The sequence below is a fragment of the Candidatus Pantoea formicae genome (assembly GCF_011752625.1).
Classification (GTDB): domain Bacteria; phylum Pseudomonadota; class Gammaproteobacteria; order Enterobacterales; family Enterobacteriaceae; genus Pantoea; species Pantoea formicae.
In genome coordinates this window covers 495,327-514,229 of sequence record NZ_VWXD01000002.1, presented here as the reverse complement: position 1 = coordinate 514,229, position 18,903 = coordinate 495,327, and the positions used below count along the sequence as shown (strand labels likewise).

At 54.2% G+C, this 18,903-nt stretch carries 16 protein-coding genes, 3 tRNA genes and 1 pseudogene; 17 read left to right on the top strand and 3 right to left on the bottom strand.

Features of this window, described 5'->3' with window-relative positions:
* Positions 1 to 697 precede the first annotated feature (697 nt).
* The 14 genes and pseudogenes from cydA (at position 698) to F3J38_RS06980 (ending at position 10,178) form a co-directional block, all read left to right on the top strand.
* The gene (cydA, locus tag F3J38_RS07045; protein WP_167136350.1) at positions 698 to 2,269 is read left to right on the top strand and encodes a cytochrome ubiquinol oxidase subunit I; all 1,572 of its coding nucleotides are present in this window, start codon (positions 698 to 700) and stop codon (positions 2,267 to 2,269) included.
* 11 nt (positions 2,270 to 2,280) lie between these two features.
* Positions 2,281 to 3,420 carry a cytochrome d ubiquinol oxidase subunit II gene (gene cydB, locus F3J38_RS07040; protein WP_167136348.1) on the top strand — a complete coding sequence of 380 codons (1,140 nt, stop codon included), beginning with the start codon at positions 2,281 to 2,283 and terminating at the stop codon, positions 3,418 to 3,420.
* Positions 3,421 to 3,435: 15 nt separating this feature from the next.
* Positions 3,436 to 3,549, top strand: a complete 114-nt coding sequence (cydX, locus tag F3J38_RS07035) for a cytochrome bd-I oxidase subunit CydX (RefSeq protein WP_058962355.1) — start codon at positions 3,436 to 3,438, stop codon at positions 3,547 to 3,549.
* Positions 3,549 to 3,842: pseudogene (gene ybgE / locus F3J38_RS07030) on the top strand (cyd operon protein YbgE). Before cydX ends, ybgE begins: the two are co-directional and overlap by 1 nt.
* Before the next feature lie 209 nt (positions 3,843 to 4,051).
* On the top strand, positions 4,052 to 4,456 hold the full coding sequence (gene ybgC / locus F3J38_RS07025; protein WP_167136346.1) for a tol-pal system-associated acyl-CoA thioesterase: 405 nt from the start codon (positions 4,052 to 4,054) through the stop codon (positions 4,454 to 4,456).
* A complete protein-coding gene (gene tolQ, locus F3J38_RS07020; RefSeq protein WP_167136343.1) occupies positions 4,453 to 5,139 on the top strand; it encodes a Tol-Pal system protein TolQ in 687 nt (228 codons plus the stop codon). Before ybgC ends, tolQ begins: the two co-directional genes overlap by 4 nt.
* Positions 5,140 to 5,152: 13 nt before the next feature.
* Complete coding sequence (gene tolR, locus F3J38_RS07015; RefSeq protein WP_034829164.1) at positions 5,153 to 5,581, top strand: colicin uptake protein TolR; 429 nt, start codon at positions 5,153 to 5,155, stop codon at positions 5,579 to 5,581.
* Positions 5,582 to 5,606: 25 nt separating this feature from the next.
* Positions 5,607 to 6,893 carry a cell envelope integrity protein TolA gene (tolA, locus tag F3J38_RS07010; RefSeq protein WP_167136341.1) on the top strand — a complete coding sequence of 429 codons (1,287 nt, stop codon included), beginning with the start codon at positions 5,607 to 5,609 and terminating at the stop codon, positions 6,891 to 6,893.
* A gap of 116 nt (positions 6,894 to 7,009) precedes the next feature.
* Positions 7,010 to 8,305, top strand: a complete 1,296-nt coding sequence (gene tolB, locus F3J38_RS07005) for a Tol-Pal system beta propeller repeat protein TolB (protein ID WP_167136339.1) — start codon at positions 7,010 to 7,012, stop codon at positions 8,303 to 8,305.
* A gap of 64 nt (positions 8,306 to 8,369) precedes the next feature.
* Entirely contained in the window at positions 8,370 to 8,885 is a 516-nt protein-coding gene (gene pal, locus F3J38_RS07000; RefSeq protein ID WP_160832593.1) for a peptidoglycan-associated lipoprotein Pal, read from the top strand.
* 9 nt (positions 8,886 to 8,894) lie between these two features.
* Positions 8,895 to 9,701 (top strand): cell division protein CpoB, encoded by an 807-nt coding sequence (gene cpoB / locus F3J38_RS06995; protein WP_167136337.1) that lies wholly within the window; start codon positions 8,895 to 8,897, stop codon positions 9,699 to 9,701.
* 165 nt (positions 9,702 to 9,866) lie between these two features.
* Positions 9,867 to 9,942: transfer RNA gene (locus tag F3J38_RS06990), tRNA-Lys, on the top strand.
* A 52-nt stretch (positions 9,943 to 9,994) separates the two neighbouring features.
* Positions 9,995 to 10,070: transfer RNA gene (locus F3J38_RS06985), tRNA-Lys, on the top strand.
* 32 nt (positions 10,071 to 10,102) lie between these two features.
* Positions 10,103 to 10,178: transfer RNA gene (locus tag F3J38_RS06980), tRNA-Lys, on the top strand.
* Positions 10,179 to 10,831: 653 nt separating this feature from the next.
* Here the strand turns inward: F3J38_RS06980 and F3J38_RS06975 are convergent.
* Positions 10,832 to 12,313: an AlkA N-terminal domain-containing protein gene (locus F3J38_RS06975; RefSeq protein ID WP_167137104.1), complete on the bottom strand. Its 1,482-nt coding sequence runs from the start codon at positions 12,311 to 12,313 to the stop codon at positions 10,832 to 10,834.
* Between the two features lie 157 nt (positions 12,314 to 12,470).
* Here F3J38_RS06975 and F3J38_RS06970 point away from each other — a divergent pair, with 157 nt between their 5' ends.
* From F3J38_RS06970 to pnuC, 3 genes are all read left to right on the top strand, one after another.
* Entirely contained in the window at positions 12,471 to 12,968 is a 498-nt protein-coding gene (locus F3J38_RS06970; RefSeq protein ID WP_167136335.1) for a methylated-DNA--[protein]-cysteine S-methyltransferase, read from the top strand.
* Positions 12,969 to 13,103: 135 nt separating this feature from the next.
* Positions 13,104 to 14,165: a quinolinate synthase NadA gene (gene nadA / locus F3J38_RS06965; protein WP_167136333.1), complete on the top strand. Its 1,062-nt coding sequence runs from the start codon at positions 13,104 to 13,106 to the stop codon at positions 14,163 to 14,165.
* A 24-nt stretch (positions 14,166 to 14,189) separates the two neighbouring features.
* The gene (pnuC, locus tag F3J38_RS06960) at positions 14,190 to 14,909 is read left to right on the top strand and encodes a nicotinamide riboside transporter PnuC (protein ID WP_167136331.1); all 720 of its coding nucleotides are present in this window, start codon (positions 14,190 to 14,192) and stop codon (positions 14,907 to 14,909) included.
* On the opposite strand, the gene zitB is transcribed toward pnuC, so the two are convergent.
* Together zitB and F3J38_RS06950 are read right to left on the bottom strand one after the other, a co-directional pair.
* Positions 14,906 to 15,874, bottom strand: a complete 969-nt coding sequence (zitB, locus tag F3J38_RS06955; protein ID WP_167136329.1) for a CDF family zinc transporter ZitB — start codon at positions 15,872 to 15,874, stop codon at positions 14,906 to 14,908. The two genes, pnuC and zitB, sit on opposite strands and share 4 nt — an antisense overlap.
* Complete coding sequence (locus tag F3J38_RS06950; RefSeq protein ID WP_205298180.1) at positions 15,843 to 18,902, bottom strand: hybrid sensor histidine kinase/response regulator; 3,060 nt, start codon at positions 18,900 to 18,902, stop codon at positions 15,843 to 15,845. The genes zitB and F3J38_RS06950 overlap by 32 nt, the downstream gene beginning before the upstream one ends.
* Between the last annotated feature and the right edge of the window lies 1 nt (position 18,903).

Genomic DNA, 18,903 nt, shown 5'->3' with positions numbered 1-18,903 from the left:
CACTTGTGATGAGCATGAAGCCACCTTCGGGTGGCTTTTTTTTGTCTGAAAGGGCAGGGGAGGCCATTGGCAACAACGCCCTGTGCAGAGTCACACAAAAAGCAGGGAAAAACCCTAACGGGGATAAAATCTGCGGCTATGCTTACTGGGTTGGTAAGGTAAAGATAAGAAAATGTGCGTGATTTCACATAAGAAATTAATTCTTAGCATCCGGTATTAACGTTAAAAAAATACGGGAGAAGTAATTATTTTCTTAATTGCATCACGCGTATATGACAACTAATTAACAACAACGCTAACACTACATATCTGAAAAATTATTGTGTTAATCCAGATCAATAAAGCGTGAGATATAACAAACTTTACTGCTGGCATCACGCACGACAAACGGTATAAATTGCGCTGCATCAATTCAGTCTTTTCCGACATTTTTCAGGAGTTTGAGCCAGGCGTTGTTAGCGCAATTCTGCCGCCTCCACGCATCACACTCTTGCTCGAAACAGATTGAAGCGATCGGTTTTTCGGGAAGTTTTCAACACTGTTACTCACTCATTTCGGGCTACAGATTTCTCTGTTCTGTCAGTAATAAAACTGGAATCAATAATCAGTCGTTCCTGGATCTTATTCTGCACGTCAATGTTCGTTGTTTACCGTTGTCTGCCGCAGAATAAATTCATGCGAGGAGCAAGGAGTCATCATGTTAGATATTGTCGAGCTGTCGCGTTTACAGTTTGCCCTGACGGCGATGTACCATTTCCTGTTCGTCCCTTTAACGCTGGGTATGGCGTTTTTGTTGGCGATCATGGAAACCGTATATGTCCTGACGGGTAAGCAAATTTATAAGGATATGACCAAGTTCTGGGGCAAGTTGTTTGGTATTAACTTTGCCCTTGGTGTCGCAACCGGTCTCACTATGGAGTTTCAGTTCGGGACCAACTGGTCATATTACTCCCACTACGTCGGCGATATCTTTGGTGCGCCGCTCGCCATTGAAGGCTTAATGGCGTTCTTCCTTGAATCCACCTTTGTCGGTCTGTTCTTCTTCGGTTGGGATCGCCTCGGCAAAGTCCAGCACCTTGCGGTGACCTGGCTGGTGGCGCTCGGTTCTAACATGTCCGCACTGTGGATTCTGGTGGCAAACGGTTGGATGCAAAACCCGATCGCCTCTGAATTCAATTTCGAAACCATGCGCATGGAGATGGTGAGCTTCTCTGAACTGGTGCTCAACCCGGTTGCACAGGTGAAATTTGTTCACACCGTCGCGGCAGGGTACACCGCCGGCGCGATGTTCGTGCTGGGTATCAGTGCCTGGTATCTGCTGAAAGGCCGTGATGTGGCATTCGCTAAGCGCTCATTCGGTATTGCAGCCAGCTTCGGCATGGCCGCGATCTTGTCGGTGATCGTGCTGGGTGATGAATCTGGTTATGAAATGGGTGACGTACAGAAAACCAAACTCGCAGCAATAGAAGCTGAGTGGGAAACGCAGCCTGCACCTGCTGCCTTCACGCTGTTTGGTATTCCCGATCAGGATTCGAAGGAGAACAAGTACGCCATTCAAATCCCGTATTTGCTCGGGCTGATTGCGACGCGATCGGTGGATACGCCGGTCACCGGTCTGAAAGATCTGCTGTCGCAACATGAAGTGCGCATCCGTAACGGCATGAAAGCCTACGCGTTGCTGAATGAACTGCGCGCGGGCAGTAAAGACCCCACAGTTCGCAGCCAGTTCGAAGCCAGTAAACAGGATCTCGGTTATGGCCTTCTGCTGAAACGCTATACCCCGGATGTTGCCAATGCCACTGAAGCACAGATCCAGAAAGCCACGCAGGATTCGATTCCACGCGTCGCGCCTCTCTACTTTGCTTTCCGCATTATGGTTCTGTGTGGCGTGCTGCTGATGGGCATTATCGCGCTGTCCTTCTGGAGCGTGATTCGTAACCGCATTGGCAAGAGCCGCTGGCTATTGAAAGCGGCACTCTATGGCATTCCGCTGCCGTGGATCGCCATCGAGTCAGGCTGGTTTGTCGCTGAGTATGGCCGTCAACCTTGGGCAATTGGTGAAGTTCTACCGACTGCAGTGGCGAACTCTTCACTCACCGTGGGCGATCTGCTGTTCTCGATGATTCTGATTTGCGGTCTTTACACGCTGTTCCTGGTGGCAGAGATGTATCTGATGTTCAAATTTGCCCGACTGGGGCCAAGCAGCCTGAAAACGGGCCGCTACCATCATGAAACCGTGAAAGCGGCCGCTCAGCCAGCACGTGGATAAGGAGAGCAACCATGTTTGATTATGAAGTTTTGCGCTTTGTCTGGTGGTTGCTGATTGGCATCTTGCTGATTGGTTTCGCTGTGACGGATGGTTTTGATATGGGTGTGGGGATGCTGACACGCATTCTCGGCCGCACTGATACCGAACGTCGTATTATGATTAACAGCATCGCACCGCACTGGGATGGCAATCAGGTTTGGCTGATTACGGCCGGTGGTGCGTTGTTTGCTGCCTGGCCAATGGTGTATGCCGCAGCGTTCTCCGGTTTTTATGTGGCGATGATTCTGGTGCTGGCTTCACTGTTCTTCCGCCCGGTAGGCTTTGACTACCGTTCGAAGATTGAAGACACGCGCTGGCGTAACACCTGGGACTGGGGCATCTTCATCGGCAGTTTTGTGCCTCCTCTGGTGATTGGTGTTGCGTTTGGCAATCTGTTGCAGGGCGTGCCATTCCATGCGGATGAATATCTGCGTCTGTTCTACACCGGTAACTTCTTCCAGTTGCTGAACCCGTTTGGCTTGCTGGCGGGGGTGATCAGCGTGGCGATGATTCTGACACAAGGTGCAACCTACTTGCAGATGCGTACCAATGGCGAACTCCACCTGCGTGCTCGTGGTGCGGCGCAAATGGGTGCGTTAGTGATGATGGTGTGCTTCGTGCTGGCAGGTGTGTGGGTGAAATACGGTATTGATGGCTATGTGATAAAGAGCGTCATCGATCACCATGCAGCATCTAATCCGCTGGGTAAAGAAGTGGTACGTGAAGCCGGTGCATGGCTCGTAAACTTTAAGAAGACACCTGTCCTGTGGTTGTTCCCGGTACTGGGCGTGCTGTTGCCATTGTTGACGGTGCTGTGCTCTCGCATGGAAAAAGGGGCGTGGGCGTTTATCTTCTCCTCTCTGACACTGGCCTGCGTGATTATGACAGCGGGTATTGCGATGTTCCCGTTCATCATGCCATCCAGTACCGTGCCAGGAACTAGCCTGACCATGTGGGATGCCACCTCTAGCCTGTTGACGTTAAAAGTCATGACTTTCGCTGCCGCCATCTTTGTTCCGCTCATCCTCGTGTACACCACCTGGTGTTACTACAAGATGTTTGGCCGTATCACCAAAGAACACATTGAGAGCAATACGCACTCCCTGTACTGATTAAGGAGATTGAGCATGTGGTATTTTGCCTGGATTCTCGGCACCTTGCTGGCCTGTGCGTTTGGCGTGATTACGGCGCTGGCGATTGAGCAAGCAGAAGAGAGTGGCGCGAAGGACAAACAGCACTGATGCGCAGACTTATTCAGACGCTTTACCGTCTGATGGATAAGGGCCCATTGCGGGCCCTTTCGCTGATTCTGGCACTGTGGCTGGCCGGTTGTGTTATCTGGCAACCGTCCCGTTTTGCTGCCCGCACCAGCGAGTTAGCCATCTGGCACGGATTACTCTTGATTTGAGCGGTGTGTGCTGGCGTAGTGCATGGCACGGGATTTCGTCCGCAGCAAACACGCTGGCGGGGCGTTTTCGCGCCAATGCCTGCGATGATCGTTTTGATTCTGGGAATCTACTGGTTCTATCATTAAATCCTGCCTCAGGACCAAAATCCGCGCATTTTTATGTCTAAATTCAGGAGCTGGCGTGAGTTTTTGTCAGCGCCTGGTCAAGAAATATCCCAAAAATCCTTCCAGTTGTTAACGTGTGATAATTATTTTCTCCAGGCTCTGGCGGACCATTCCCAAGCTGATCTCACTTGCGTATAGTAGCAACGTTTAAAATGAGACCGGGATGTAGAGTGAGTACAACGCTGTTTCGCTGGCCGGTTCGGGTCTATTACGAAGACACTGACGCCGGTGGTGTGGTTTACTACGCCAGTTATCTTGCTTTCTATGAACGAGCACGTACCGAGATGTTGCGCCAGCATCATTTCAATCAACAAGCCCTGTTGGAAGAACAGGTGGCGTTTGTGGTACGACGCATGACGATAGACTTTGTTGCCGCAGCACGTCTTGACGATCTTCTGGATATCCAGAGTGAAGTGACTGCCATGACGCGCGCAACCATGACGTTCTCGCAGCGTATCGTGAATGCAGAAGGCAAAGTGCTGAATGAAGCAGAAGTCCTGATTGCCTGCATCAACCCACATCTAATGAAGCCGATTGCGCTTCCCAAGTCTATTGTCGCGGAGTTCAAGCAGTGACTGACATGAATGTTCTTGATTTGTTCCTGAAGGCGAGCCTTCTGGTCAAACTTATCATGTTGATTTTGATCGGCTTTTCTATTGCCTCTTGGGCGATCATTATTCAGCGCACGCGCATCCTGAATGCGGCGGGCCGTGAAGCCGAAGCCTTTGAAAATAAGTTCTGGTCAGGTATCGAATTATCGCGCCTATATCAGGAAAGCCAGGGACGCCGTGATGAACTGGGCGGCTCTGAGCAAATTTTCTATTCGGGCTTCAAAGAGTTTGCGCGTTTACACCGTGCCAATAACCACGCACCCGAAGCGGTGGTGGAGGGCGCGAGCCGCGCGATGCGTATTTCCATGAACCGTGAACTGGAAGCGCTGGAAAATCACATTCCTTTCCTTGGCACCGTCGGTTCCATCAGCCCGTACATTGGTCTGTTCGGTACGGTGTGGGGGATCATGCATGCCTTTATCGCACTGGGTGCGGTGAAGCAGGCCACGCTGCAGATGGTTGCGCCGGGTATTGCCGAAGCGCTAATCGCCACGGCTATTGGTCTGTTTGCGGCCATTCCTGCCGTTATGGCGTACAACCGTCTGAACCAGCGAGTGAATAAGCTGGAGCAGGGCTACGACAACTTTATGGAAGAGTTCACGGCTATCCTGCATCGTCAGGCCTTCTCCACCGACAACACGAAGTAAGTCGAGGTTAACGATGGCCAGAACCCGTGGTCGCGGGCGCCGCGACCTTAAGTCGGAAATCAACATTGTTCCACTGCTGGACGTGCTGTTGGTGTTGCTGCTCATCTTTATGGCAACGGCACCGATCATCACGCAAAGCGTGGAAGTGGATCTGCCTGACGCGACCGATTCGAAAACGGTCTCAACGGATGATAACCCCCCTGTCATTGTTGAAGTGGCGGGTGTCGGTCAGTACAGCCTGGTGGTGGATCACGATCGTATGACGCAGTTGCCGCCGGAACAGGTGGTGAGCGAAGCACAGCGTCGCATCGAAGCCAATCCGAAGACCGTGTTCCTGATTGGTGGTGCGAAAGACGTGCCTTACGACGAAATCATCAAGGCGCTGAACCTGTTACATCAGGCTGGCGTGAAATCTGTCGGTTTGATGACACAGCCGATTTAAAGCGAACCGTTTTTGGGATCCGAGAGTGTCGAAGGTAACCGAGCAGAACGACAAGTTAAAACGCGCGATAATCATTTCGGTGATTCTGCACATCGTGCTGATTGCCCTGCTGATTTGGAGCTCGTTTAACGAAAAGATCGAATCCAGCGGCGGTGGCGGTGGCAGCGATATTGACGCAGTCATGGTCGATTCTGGCGCCGTGGTTGAGCAATATAACCGTCAGCAGAATCAGCAGCGTGACAGCCAACGAGCTGCACAACAACGTCAGAAGCAGGCTCAGCAACAAGCTGAAGAGTTGCAAGAGAAGCAAGCCGCCGAGCAGCAGCGTCTGAAAGAGATGGAAAAAGAGCGACTGCAGGCCCAGCAAGAAGCGAAAGAGCAGGCGAAACAGCAGGCTGAGCAGCAGAAAGCCGCTGAAGCGGCTGCCAAGCAGGCTCAGGACCAACAGAAAGCGGCGGAGGCTGCTGCAGCCAAAGCCAAAGCCGATGCGAAAGCAGAAGCCGATGCCCAAGCGAAAGCGGCTGCAGATGCCAAAGCCAAAGCGGTAGAAGAGGCGAAGCAGGCCGCCGCAGACGCGAAGAAGAAAGCGGATGAGCAGGCCAAAGCGGCTGCGGCTGAAGCGGCGAAAGAGAAAGCGGTAGAGCAAGCCAAAGCCGCTGCCGAAGCGAAAGCGCAAGCTGCCGCAGAGGCCAAAGCACAGGCTGCTGCGGACGCTAAAGCGAAAGCGGCTCAGGAAGCGAAAGAAGCGAAAGAGCAGGCAGCGGCAGAAGCGAAAGAAAAAGCCGCTGAGGCAGCGAAAGAGAAAGCTGCCACGGAAGCCAAGGCCAAAGCCGATGCCGCAGCCAAGGCGAAAGCCGATGCGGCCGCGAAAGCGAAAGCAGCAGCAGATGCCAAAAAGAAAGCGGCAGCTGAGGCAGCGAAGAATGAAAGTGACGTTGATGACCTGTTAGGTGGACTCTCGTCTGGTAAGAATGCACCGAAAAGTGGCACGGCTTCTGGCGGTGCGGCAGGGCAGGGGAATCAGAAGAAAGCGGGTGCGTCCGGCGCAGAGATTAACTCTTATATGGGCCAGGTCGTTGGCGCGATTCAAAGTCGCTTCTATGATGCGGATACGTACAAGGGAAAAGAGTGTAACCTGCGTATCAAATTGGCGCCGGATGGTTTGCTGATTGATGTGAAAGCAGAAGGTGGTGATCCGGCTCTGTGCCAGGCTGCTATCACGGCTGCGAAACAGGCTCATATTCCTAAGCCGCCATCGCAAGCGGTGTATGAAGTGTTTAAAAACGCCCCAATGCGTTTCAAACCGGAATAATGCAGTAACCCACGGCAGGTTGAACTAAGGTTAGCTTGCCGTAATTTATGAGTACTCGTGTTTTTTCAGGAACTGTGCGAATTATCGTGGACTCAGGTTCAGATAAGGGAGAAAAGATGAAGCAGGCACTTCGTGTAACCTTAGGTTTTTTTGTACTGCTGTGGGCGGCGATGCTGCACGCAGAAGTACGCATTGAAATTACGCAGGGCGTGAATACCGCACGCCCAATTGGTGTGGTGCCGTTCAAATGGGCTGGCCCAGGTGCGGCACCTGAAGATATTGGCGGCATCGTGGCGGCTGACTTGCGCAACAGCGGTAAATTCAACCCGTTGGATCGTTCACGTCTGCCTCAGCAACCTGCCAGCGCGCAGGAAGTACAACCTGCTGCCTGGAGCGCATTGGGTATTGATGCGGTTGTTGTGGGTCAGGTAACGCCTAATCCAGATGGCAGCTATCAGATCGCCTACCAGCTGGTGGATACCGGTGGTGCACCGGGTACCGTGCTGGCGCAGAACTCCTACAAAGTCACCAAGCAGTGGTTGCGTTATGCAGGCCACACTGCCAGTGATGAAGTGTTTGAGAAGCTGACGGGTATCAAAGGCGCATTCCGTACGCGTATTGCTTACGTGGTGCAGACCAACGGCGGTCAGTTCCCGTATGAGCTGCGTGTGTCCGACTACGATGGCTACAACCAGTTTACCGTGCATCGTTCACCTGAACCGCTGATGTCTCCGGCCTGGTCTCCAGACGGCAGCAAAGTGGCTTACGTGACCTTTGAGAGCGGCAAATCGGCGCTGGTAGTGCAAACGCTGGCAAACGGTGCGATTCGTCAGGTCGCTTCTTATCCACGTCACAACGGTGCACCGGCCTTCTCGCCGGACGGCTCTAAACTGGCGTTCGCGTTGTCTAAAACCGGCAGCCTGAACCTGTATGTGATGGATTTGGCTTCTGGCCAGACGCGTCAGGTGACCGATGGTCGCTACAACAGCACCGAACCAACTTGGTTCCCGGACAGCCAGACACTGGCTTACACTTCGGATCAGGCAGGTGCGCCTCAGATTTATAAGATTGGTATTAACGGCGGTGCGCCACAACGTATTACCTGGGAAGGTGCGCAGAACCAGGATGCGGATGTGTCTTCCGACGGCAAAACCATGGTGATGATCAGCAGCGCCGGTGGTGCTCAGCATGTCGCCAAACAGGATCTGGTAACGGGAGCCGTTCAAACAATAACGGACACGTTCCTGGATGAGACGCCAAGTCTGGCGCCTAACGGCACGATGGTAATCTATAGCTCTACTCAGGGGATGGGTTCCGTGTTGCAGTTGGTTTCAACAGATGGGCGTTTCAAAGCGCGTCTTCCGGCAACCGATGGACAGGTCAAATTCCCTGCCTGGTCGCCGTATCTGTAATGCATGAGTCCCCTGCATAGCGGGGGATGACAATGTATAGCAAACAAAATAATAGGATAAAGAAATGCAACTGAACAAAGTGCTGAAGGGTTTGATGCTGGCTCTGCCGGTAATCGCGGTAGCTGCATGTAGCTCGCACAAAAACAACAACAATGACCAGACTGGTATGGGCGCAGACAACGGCGCTTACGGTGCTGGCCAGAACGGTAACATGTCTTCTGACGAGCAAGCGCGTCTGCAAATGCAGCAGCTGCAGCAGAACAACATCGTTTACTTCGGTCTGGATAAGTACGACGTGTCTTCTGACTATGCTCAGATGCTGGATCAGCACGCTAACTTCCTGCGTGGCAACCCGTCTTACAAAGTGACCATCGAAGGTCATGCGGATGAGCGCGGTACTCCAGAGTACAACATCGCCCTGGGCGAACGTCGTGCAAACGCCGTTAAAATGTACCTGCAGGGTAAAGGCGTGTCTGCTGACCAGATGTCTATCGTTTCTTACGGTAAAGAAAAACCAGCTGTACTGGGTCATGACGAAGCGGCTTACGCTAAAAACCGTCGTGCCGTACTGGTTTACTAAGAGCATCACATGATGAGTAACTTCAGACTTCATCTGTTGAGTCTGTCGTTACTGGTTGGCGTAGCGGCTCCTTGGGCCGCTAATGCCCAAGCGTCAATCAGTAGCGTTGGCTCAGGCTCGGTCGAAGACCGTGTCACCAATCTTGAACGCATCTCCAATGCCCAGGTTCAGCTTCTGCAGCAATTGCAGCAGCAGATGAGCGACAACCAAAGCGATATCGATTCGCTGCGCGGCCAAATCCAGCAAAACAGCTATCAACTGAATCAGGTGATTGAGCGCCAGAAGCAGCTCTATCAGCAGATCGATAGTCTGAGCAGCGGGAGCAATGGTGCACAGGCGAGCGCTGGCGGTGATGCCGCAGCAGCGGGAGCAGGTGCAGCGGGAAACGGTGATGCAGGCGGCAGTAATGCAAGTGGAAGTTCTGCTGCCCCTGCGCAAACCGGCGATGCCAATACCGATTACAACGCAGCAGTCGCACTGATTCTCGAGAAGAAGCAGTTCGATCAGGCTATTACTGCCTTGCAGGCGTGGGTGAAGAAGTATCCTGACTCCACCTATCAGCCCAATGCCAATTACTGGCTCGGTCAGTTGTATTACAACAAGGGCAAGAAGGACGATGCCGCTTACTATTTTGCCACTGTGGTAAAAAATTATGCGAAATCACCGAAGGCCCCAGAAGCGTTGTTTAAGGTTGGCGTGATCATGCAAGAGAAGAACGACACGGCGAAAGCTAAAGCGGTCTATCAACAAGTGATCAAACAATTCCCAAGCAGCGAATCTGCCAAGCTGGCGCAAAAGCGTCTGGCTGGGATGTAATTTGTGCAGCAAAGACCGGATTTCGTATGATTTCTGGTCTTGCAGCATGAAAGGTAAGCAATTGAGTGATTTGGTGAAAAATAAGGGTTGCGCCCTCCCGCTAAATCAGTAATATATGCCGCCGTTGCCCGGGCAGTTTAACAAAGCGTCCGGCAGCCTGAAGATGGGTCGTTAGCTCAGTTGGTAGAGCAGTTGACTTTTAATCAATTGGTCGCAGGTTCGAATCCTGCACGACCCACCATCTTAACCTGCTGTATGTTAGATGTTTTCTTCAGAAGCTTCACAACCTTGATGGGTCGTTAGCTCAGTTGGTAGAGCAGTTGACTTTTAATCAATTGGTCGCAGGTTCGAATCCTGCACGACCCACCATCAAGTTTAAAGTTGTAAGCCGCTCCTCGAGCGGGTCGTTAGCTCAGTTGGTAGAGCAGTTGACTTTTAATCAATTGGTCGCAGGTTCGAATCCTGCACGACCCACCACTATGTAGAAAGGCGCCCTAAAGGCGCCTTTTTGCTTTTCTGCGTTTATTAAATCTGCGTTTCTAAAAAAGTTAGCTGGGATTGCTGTGAATCCGTGCGTCAGCCCGTCAAGGCGGGACGGATCGCGAAGGAATCTCACATCCCTGTGGATCGGCCTCGCCATCCATGGCTCGGACGCTTCGCTCTTCCGCCTCCGCCTTGACTGGCTTAAGAGGCATAGTTGCTGCTGCATAAAATTGCACGTCTAGTTCTGGCTTAGATGTATTACTCTCATAATCCAAAGTTTGGTAGTGGTTGCTGTGAGTCCGTGCGTCAGCCCGTCAAGGCGGGCCGGATCGCGAAGGAATCTCACATCCCTGTGGATCGGCCTCGCCATCCATGGCTCGGACGCTTCGCTCTTCCGCTCCCGCCTTGACGGGCTTGTGTAGCTTTGGTTAATGCTTCCTGAAAAACGCGCAGATGTTTCATAAAGGCGGTGATGAGGGGCGGTGGAGTAAAGCGTACGGCGCAGGGATGCGCCGGCAGAGCCTACAGGGATGTATTTACGGCGTCTTTACGTAACCGCCCCTTATTGCCGACTGGAACGCACCATCACGGTTTAATTGTCAGCTGGAACGCACCATCACGTTTTGACGGTCCACTGGAATACACAGTCATACTTTGTTATCGCTTGCAGCCGATTTACCCGGCGTCAAACTCTTCCAGATATGCAGCACCGCATAGCTGCGCCACGGTCGCCATACCTGCGATATCTGTTCCGCCACTTTGGCACTTACCCCACCCAGATTATTGCGAATCGCAATGTCCTCTTTCGGGAACGCATCCGGCCAGCGTAGGGCGCGCATCGCAATATAACTCGCTGTCCAGGGGCCCACACCCTTTAATGCCAGCAGTTGCTGCTGCACCACGTCAGGATTCACTGCGCCGTTAAAGCGCAGCGCCCCGGAGGCGCAGGCCTGCGCGAGCGCCTGAATCGCCTGCGAGCGAGCGCTCACGATGCCGAGGCTGGCGATATCATCAATGGTTGCGGTAGTGAGCGATTCCGCAGTCGGGGGCAGGCGAGAGAGTTCCGGCCATGGAGTAACGAGAGGCTCGCCGAAACGCTGCGCCACACGACTGCTCAAGGTGGTCGCAGCCTTAACCGTCACTTGCTGGCCAAGAATTGCTCGTACACCCAACTCAAAGCCGTCAAACGCCCCAGGAACGCGCAATCCTGGATAACGTGCCAGACTCTCAGCTAATAGCGGATCCTGGCTTAGCTGCTCGCTGATGCGTTGTGGCTGGGCATCGAGATCAAACAGGTCACGCAGACGACGCAGCAGGGCAGGCAGAACCGGCGTTAACGTCGTGGTGAACTGGACTTTGAGTGCCTGCTTCTCCGGCAGATGGCTGACGCGCACCCACCCCCGGCTGCTGCCCAGCGACACGGTGCGGTGATAAGCCCCTTCGTTGACCCACTCCACCTCTTTCATCACACGCTGTTGTAGGAAATCGAGTATCGCCTCCCAGTCATAGGGCGGACGATAGCTGAGACGCAACTCAGCGCTCTCTTGCACCGTTGCCATACTCTCGGGCTGACTTTGCTTACGCAGGCGCGAGGGCGTCATACGATAGCGTGCCTGAAACACATCATTAAAACGGCGCAAACTGCGAAACCCACTGGCATAGGCGATTTCGGTGACGGGCAGCGAGGTCTCGGTCAGTAACTGCTTCGCCAGTAGCATACGTCGCGTTTGCCGTAACTCGATTGGCGAGACGCCCAGCTCCTGCTGTACGACACGGCGCAGTTGGCGCTCACTCAAGGCAAACTCACTGGCGATATCGGCCAAGGTTTCCTGCTCTTCGAGCAAGCCCTCCTCAATGCGTCGAATCAGGCGGTCGGCGATGCGGTGATGGCTGTCCACCGGCGCGGACCCTGGCGCTAACTCGGGGCGGCAACGCAGGCAAGGACGGAAGTGCGCTTTCTCAGCAGCTTCAGCACTGGTGAAAAACAGGCAGTTTTTCTGCATCGGGGCTTTTACCGGGCAAATCGGTCGACAGTAGATGCCGGTTGAGGTCACGCCGACGAAGAAGACGCCATCAAAGCGACTATCGCGCGAGGTCAGCGCCTGGTAAGCAATGTCAGGATCAAACATCATCGTCTCCAGCAAATAAAACGCATCGTCGCGCAAGAAGCGCAGTAAAACTCGCTGCTTTCGGACAGCTAACCAGTTTATGCTCATGACCGAAAACAGCCAGTCTATCGCGATAAAAGTGCGATAATGGCACTCTGATTTACGCCGGAGGTGCACTATGTATCATGCCAAAATCATCCCCACACCGGTGGGCGAACTGACACTGATTGCGACTGACAAAGGGTTGTCGGCGATTCTATGGGAGAACGAAGGATCCCAGCGCGTCCCCTTGAAGCCGATCAGCCGCAACGACCAACACCCGATTTTGTGCGAGGCTGAGCGTCAGTTGCGGGAATATTTCGCAGGTGAACGCCAGCAGTTTGATATGCCGTACGACACGGTAGGCACTGAATTCCAAAAACAGGTATGGGCTGCCTTGCTGACCATCCCATTTGGCGAAACCCGGAGCTATCTGCAGATTGCGCAGCAGATCGGTAACCCCAAGGCAGTGCGCGCGGTAGGGGCGGCGAACGGTAAAAATCCTTTGTCAATTATGGCGCCGTGCCATCGAGTCATCGGCAGCAACGGCAAACTCACCGGTTTTGCTGGCGGTCTGGATGTGAAAGCTTTCCTGCTCGAACTGGAAAACCCGCAAAAAGCGTTGAATGGCTTTTAGATCGCATAAAAAAGAGACGACACTCTCGCGCATTTCCGCTATCTTGTTTAGCATATAAAACACGATAGCGGTTTTTATGCCGCATCATCGCTCCAAAAGGCGATTTTGTTAAATTAAGAAAACGAGAGCCGTGTCATGAGCCTGATGTTTGATCCTGAAAGCGCGATTTACCCTTTCCCGCCGAAACCGGCGCGTCTCAGCCAAGATGAAAAATCCCATTACATCTCTGAAATCAAACGTTTGCTGAAAGAACGTGACGCGGTGTTGGTCGCGCATTATTACACCGATCCCGAAATTCAGGCGTTGGCAGAAGAGACCGGTGGCTGCGTTTCAGACTCGCTGGAAATGGCCCGCTTCGGCAGCACCCATCCAGCGAAAACGCTGCTGGTGGCGGGCGTGCGTTTTATGGGCGAAACCGCCAAAATCCTCAGTCCGGAAAAAAACGTGTTGATGCCGACCTTGCAGGCTGAATGTTCACTGGACCTGGGGTGCCCCATTGAAGAGTTTAACCGTTTCTGCGACGCGCATCCGGATCGCACGGTGGTGGTGTACGCCAACACCTCAGCAGCGGTGAAAGCACGCGCGGATTGGGTGGTGACATCGAGTATAGCGGTGGAGCTGATCGAGCATCTCGACAGCCTCGGCGAGAAAATTATCTGGGCACCGGATCGTCATTTGGGTCGTTACGTCACCCAGCAGACCAAGGCTGATGTACTGTGCTGGCAGGGCGCCTGCATCGTACATGACGAGTTCAAAACGCAGGCGTTGCAGCGCATGAAAGCACTGTATCCTGAAGCCGCCGTCTTGGTCCATCCCGAGTCACCGCAGGCAATTGTCGACCTCGCCGATGCCGTAGGTTCCACTAGCCAGCTGATTCAGGCAGCGAAAAGCTTACCGCATCCACAAATGATCGTGGCGACCGACCGCGGCATCTTCTACAAAATGCAGCAGGCAGTGCCCGATAAGGAGCTGCTGGAAGCGCCAACAGCGGGCGAGGGCGCCACCTGTCGCACCTGTGCGCACTGCCCGTGGATGGCGATGAATGGCCTGCAAGCCATCGCTGAAGGCCTGGAGAACGGTGGCAGTGAACATGAAATTCACGTTGATAACGCGCTGCGAGAAGCTGCGTTGATACCGCTTAACCGCATGCTAGACTTTGCAGCACAACTCAAACTCAAGGTGAAAGGGAACGCGTAAGCGGCTTTCATACAGGTGCAGATCATGGACTTCTTCAGCACACAAAATATTCTGGTTCACATTCCCATTGGCGTCGGCGGCTATGACCTGTCGTGGATTGAAGCCGTGGGTACGATTGCGGGGTTGCTGTGCATCTGGCTCGCCAGCCTGGAAAAGATTATCAACTACTTCTTTGGGCTGATTAACGTCACGCTGTTTGCGGTGATCTTCTTCCAGATTCAGCTGTATGCCAGTTTATTGCTGCAGCTGTTCTTCTTTGTCGCCAATGTCTACGGCTGGTACGCGTGGAGCCGACAAAACACCGCCAATGAGGCCGCACTGAAGATTCGCTGGCTGCCGTTGCCAAAAGCGCTCGGCTGGGGCGCGGCGTGCGTCATCGCCATTGCGCTGATGACGCTGTACATCGACCCGGTATTCGCGTTTCTGACCAAAACTGCCGTCGGTATCATGCAGAGTCTCGGCCTGAACGTGACGATGCCACAATTGCAGCCCGATGCGTTCCCGTTCTGGGATTCCTGCATGATGGTGTTGTCGATTGTGGCGATGATCTTGATGACGCGTAAATATGTCGAGAACTGGCTGCTGTGGGTGGTGATCAACGTGATTAGCGTAATGATCTTTGCACGCCAGGGCGTGTACGCGATGTCGTTGGAGTACGTGATTCTCACCTTGATTGCGCTAAACGGTTCGCGTCTGTGGATGCAAAGCGCGCGTGAACATGGGTCACGCGCACTGTCGAATTAATGATGGTGGTGAGCGTGGCCATCCAGCGCAGCATGTTCATGGTGATCGTGCTGCGCTGAGCTGTTCACAGCACAGAGTTCGCAATCAGGCCCTACACAAGGCTGATACTCCATCTGCACTGTGGCGTGGGCAATTTGATAATGCTGATGCAGATACTTGTGAATGCTGCGCAGCAACCCGTCATGATCGTATGGCGGAATCACCTGCACATGCAGCGTCAGCACCGGCTTCTCACCCACTTGCCAGACATGCACGTGATGCACATTGCGCACTTCCGCAATGTTGCGTGTCAACTCGCGCGCCAGCTTATCGACGTTAATGTTGCTTGGTGCGCCTTCCAGCAGTTCGTGCAAACTTTCGCGCAGCAGTGACCATGCACTGCGAACCACCAACAAAGACACCAGCAAGGACAGAATCGGGTCAATCGGCGTCCAGCCGGTCAGCATAATGATCACTGCGGCGACAATCGCGCCCACGGAGCCAAGCAGATCGCCCAGCACATGCAAAGCGGCCGCGCGCACGTTGAGGTTCTTCTCTTCACTGCCACGATGCAGTAGCCAGAACGACAGCAGATTAGCCAGCAAACCGGCAATGGCGATGCCCAGCATCAGGCCGCCAGCAATTGGCTGCGGTTGATAGAAGCGGCGAAGGGCTTCCCAGACGATGAGTACGGTGATCACCAGCAGCGCGATGGCATTGACGAAGGCCGCTAGCGTGGTGAGTCGCAGCAGGCCAAAGGTATGGCGGGCATTCGGTTTGCGCTGGGCAAATTGTACCGCCAGCAGCGCCATCAGTAGCGCTGCGGCATCGGTCAGCATATGCCCGGCATCGGCCAGCAGCGCCAGCGATCCTGACACCACGCCGCCAATCACTTCGGCCACCATAAACACCGCCGTGACGCCAAATGCCGCCGCCAGGCGCGTGCGGTTACCGTTATGCTCGCTGTGAGAATGAGTGTGTGCCATAACTTTCCAGTAGTTTTAATAGCCTGTTCGTTAATGATATCAGTAAATTGAGCGCATCAGCGTCCACCTGTTGCTGTTTAGCACGCTCGGTCAGTTGCTGACACTGATCAGCGATGTGATCCATGCCCAGTAGTAGCCAACTGCCTTTCATACGATGCGCGGCACTCTCCAGTGCCGACCAGTCACGGTTCGCGCTAGCATCGAGCAGCGCATCGCGATCCTGATGTAATGTCCGTTGCAGCGTCTGGCAGATGCGGGGAATAAAGGCGTCATTGTGCTGTGCCAGAATCTGGAGGCTTTCCGGTAAGCGACTGAGGGGATCGGCCACCGCCCGTGCCAGCAGTGGTGCCAAGTCAGTCAGCGTAATCGGTTTCAATAATAAAGCCTCATGCTCCTGCAGCGTAAATTTCAGCAGTTGCACATCAGCCGAACAGAGTATGCGCAATGCGGGGCTGGCGCGATGTCGCTGACGACGACGCAATATACGCAGCAGTGATAAGCCATCAGGTCGCGGCATCATCTGATCGATCAGCAGCACATCAAAGGGCTGGTGCGCATCGGCGCGCAACAAACTGCGTCCTTCCTCAAACAACTCAGCGGTGATACCAAAGCAGGCTAATTGCTGCTGTATCACCAACAGATTGGTGGGATGGTCATCAACAATCGCCACACGGAGATGGGGGTAACGCGGCCAGCTGTCTGGGAGATCGGCGGGAACGCTTTCGCACACCTCCAGCGGCAGTAGAACGTTCACCTGCGTGCCTTTTCCGGGTTCTGAAGTGAGCGCCAGGCTTCCCCCCATACGCTGCACAATCTCGCGGCAGATAAATAAGCCCAGACCGCTGCCCTGCACCGCGTGGCTTCTGCCGGAGGGGGCCTGATACCAAGGTTCGAACAGCTGCGCCTGCTCATCCCGTGGAATACCACTGCCGCTGTCAGCGACGGTGAACCGGATTTGCTCATCCACCCCCAGTGTTAAACGCACTTCGCCACTGCGGGTAAACTTCAGTGCGTTCGCCACCAGATTGTTAATCACCTGCTGTAAGCGATCGCCATCCAACATCACCCAAGCGGGCAGTGGGGTTAGCGCTTCAACAATCAGCACCGGTCCTGCGTCACGCATCAGTGGATGGTAGAGCTGTTGCTGCTGTTGCAGCCAATGCGCCAGATTGAGCGGGCGCGGTGTCAGGCGGAAACTCTGATTCTCAATGCGCGCGTGATCTTGCAGATCGTTGAGCAGGGCCATCAGTGAGCGAGCGCTGCTGTGCATCAAGGTCAGCCGCTCGCTGGGATGTTGCTGTTGCTCCAGCTCCAGCAGGCCTAAAATGGCCTGCATTGGTGTGCGTAGCTCATGGCTGGCGGTGGCAAGGAATTGGCTTTTGGCCGCGTTGGCGCGTTCGGCTTGTTCACGCTGTAACCGATCTCGACGCTGTTGCAGATAACGCCGTAGCAGCAGAAACAGCAGCAGCAGGATAATCAGGCCAGAGGCGATCAGGATCATCAGCGGGATATTGCGCATTGCCATGCTGGTGCCGGGCTGTGGCGGCTGCGACCAGCTGATGCGCATCTGATTCAGCGTATCCGGAGGAATTTGCTGTAGGGCATGATCCAGCAGCGCGCGCAGTTGCGGCTGATCGCCGCTGACTTGTGGGGCGAGCGGCCACGCAATATCACTGGCGGCAAAGGCCAGATGTACGCGATTGTCGGTGTGGCTGGCCATACGCCAGCGCGCCGATAACACGTTATCCACCAGCGCATCGATTTGGCCACTGTTGAGGGCTTGCCACAATTGTGCACGATCATCGAACAGCTGTGGCGTAAGGCTCGCAGGCAATAAGCGCTGGGCTAAATCACCTCGTAACACGCCCACCCGCCCACTCTGTAAAGATTGCCATCCCATGGGTTGCTGAGTATTCAGGGTGTAAATCCCCCAGATGGCACGCCAGACGGGCAGGGTGTTGCTGCTGGCATCGTCGCCATACAGCGGTTGCAAAAGATTGAGCATCACCTGATGTTGCTTTAACAGCACCTCAGCCTGTTGCGGACTACTCACCCAGCGTGGCGTAAAGCGCAGGCCTGTGCTTTGGCTCAAGGCATTAAGTAAATCGATACCGAAACCGCGTGCGTTGCCGCTGCTATCCCGATAGCTCCAGGGCGCGTTGTCCGCTTCAACCGCGTAGGGAATCTCCTGCTGCTGCGCCAGCCACTGTTTTTCATCGCGGGTTAGCATCAGCGTTTGCGTATCCTGGTAACGCAACAGCGGTGGACTCCAGCGCTGTTGCACGCGATTGCTGAATTCAGCTGGCAGCAGTCGAAGTTGCGTGTTGAGCCAGTGAATCAAAGTGGGATCGCGTGCCAGCGCGCGCAAGGAGAGTTCACCGGCGCCGGGATCGGCGGTGATTTGGTAAATCTGGCCCTGTTGTAACTGACTTAACAGAAAACCCGCACTGGCTTCATCCGCAACCAGATAATCGCTCTGCTGGTTGAGCAGGGCATACATGGCCTGCAAATCGCCCGGCAGGCGATGCCATTGATGGCTGCGCACAAAGGTATCGGGCAACTGTGCCAGTGTTGCCTCGGCAATGGTGAGTTGCGCGTTATCACTGTTGAACATCACGGCGCGCTGGTTATCACGGTTACGATAGATGCGAACAGGGCTGTTGTACCAGCTGTCGCTCAACAGGAGGTCATCAGGGAGTTGAGCGTGTTCATTACTTAATACGAAATCGACTTTACCCTCCCTCAATGCGGCCAGTTGCTGAATGCGATCGGGATAGCTTTGCAGGATAAAATGGGTGCCTGTGAGTTGGCTTAATGCACTGAGGTAATCCGCATCAATACCCCAGATGCGATCGCCAATGCGCATCGCCCAGGGCGCACTGTTTTGTGCCGGTACGGCAACCCGCAGCGTCGGCGACGGCCAAGGTTCTGCGTGTGGGGCTGGCATCATCGCGGGGAGCATCACGCTGCTGGCGGGCTGTAACTCGGCACGTGCGGCGAAGCTCATCAGCAGCACGCACAGCAGCATG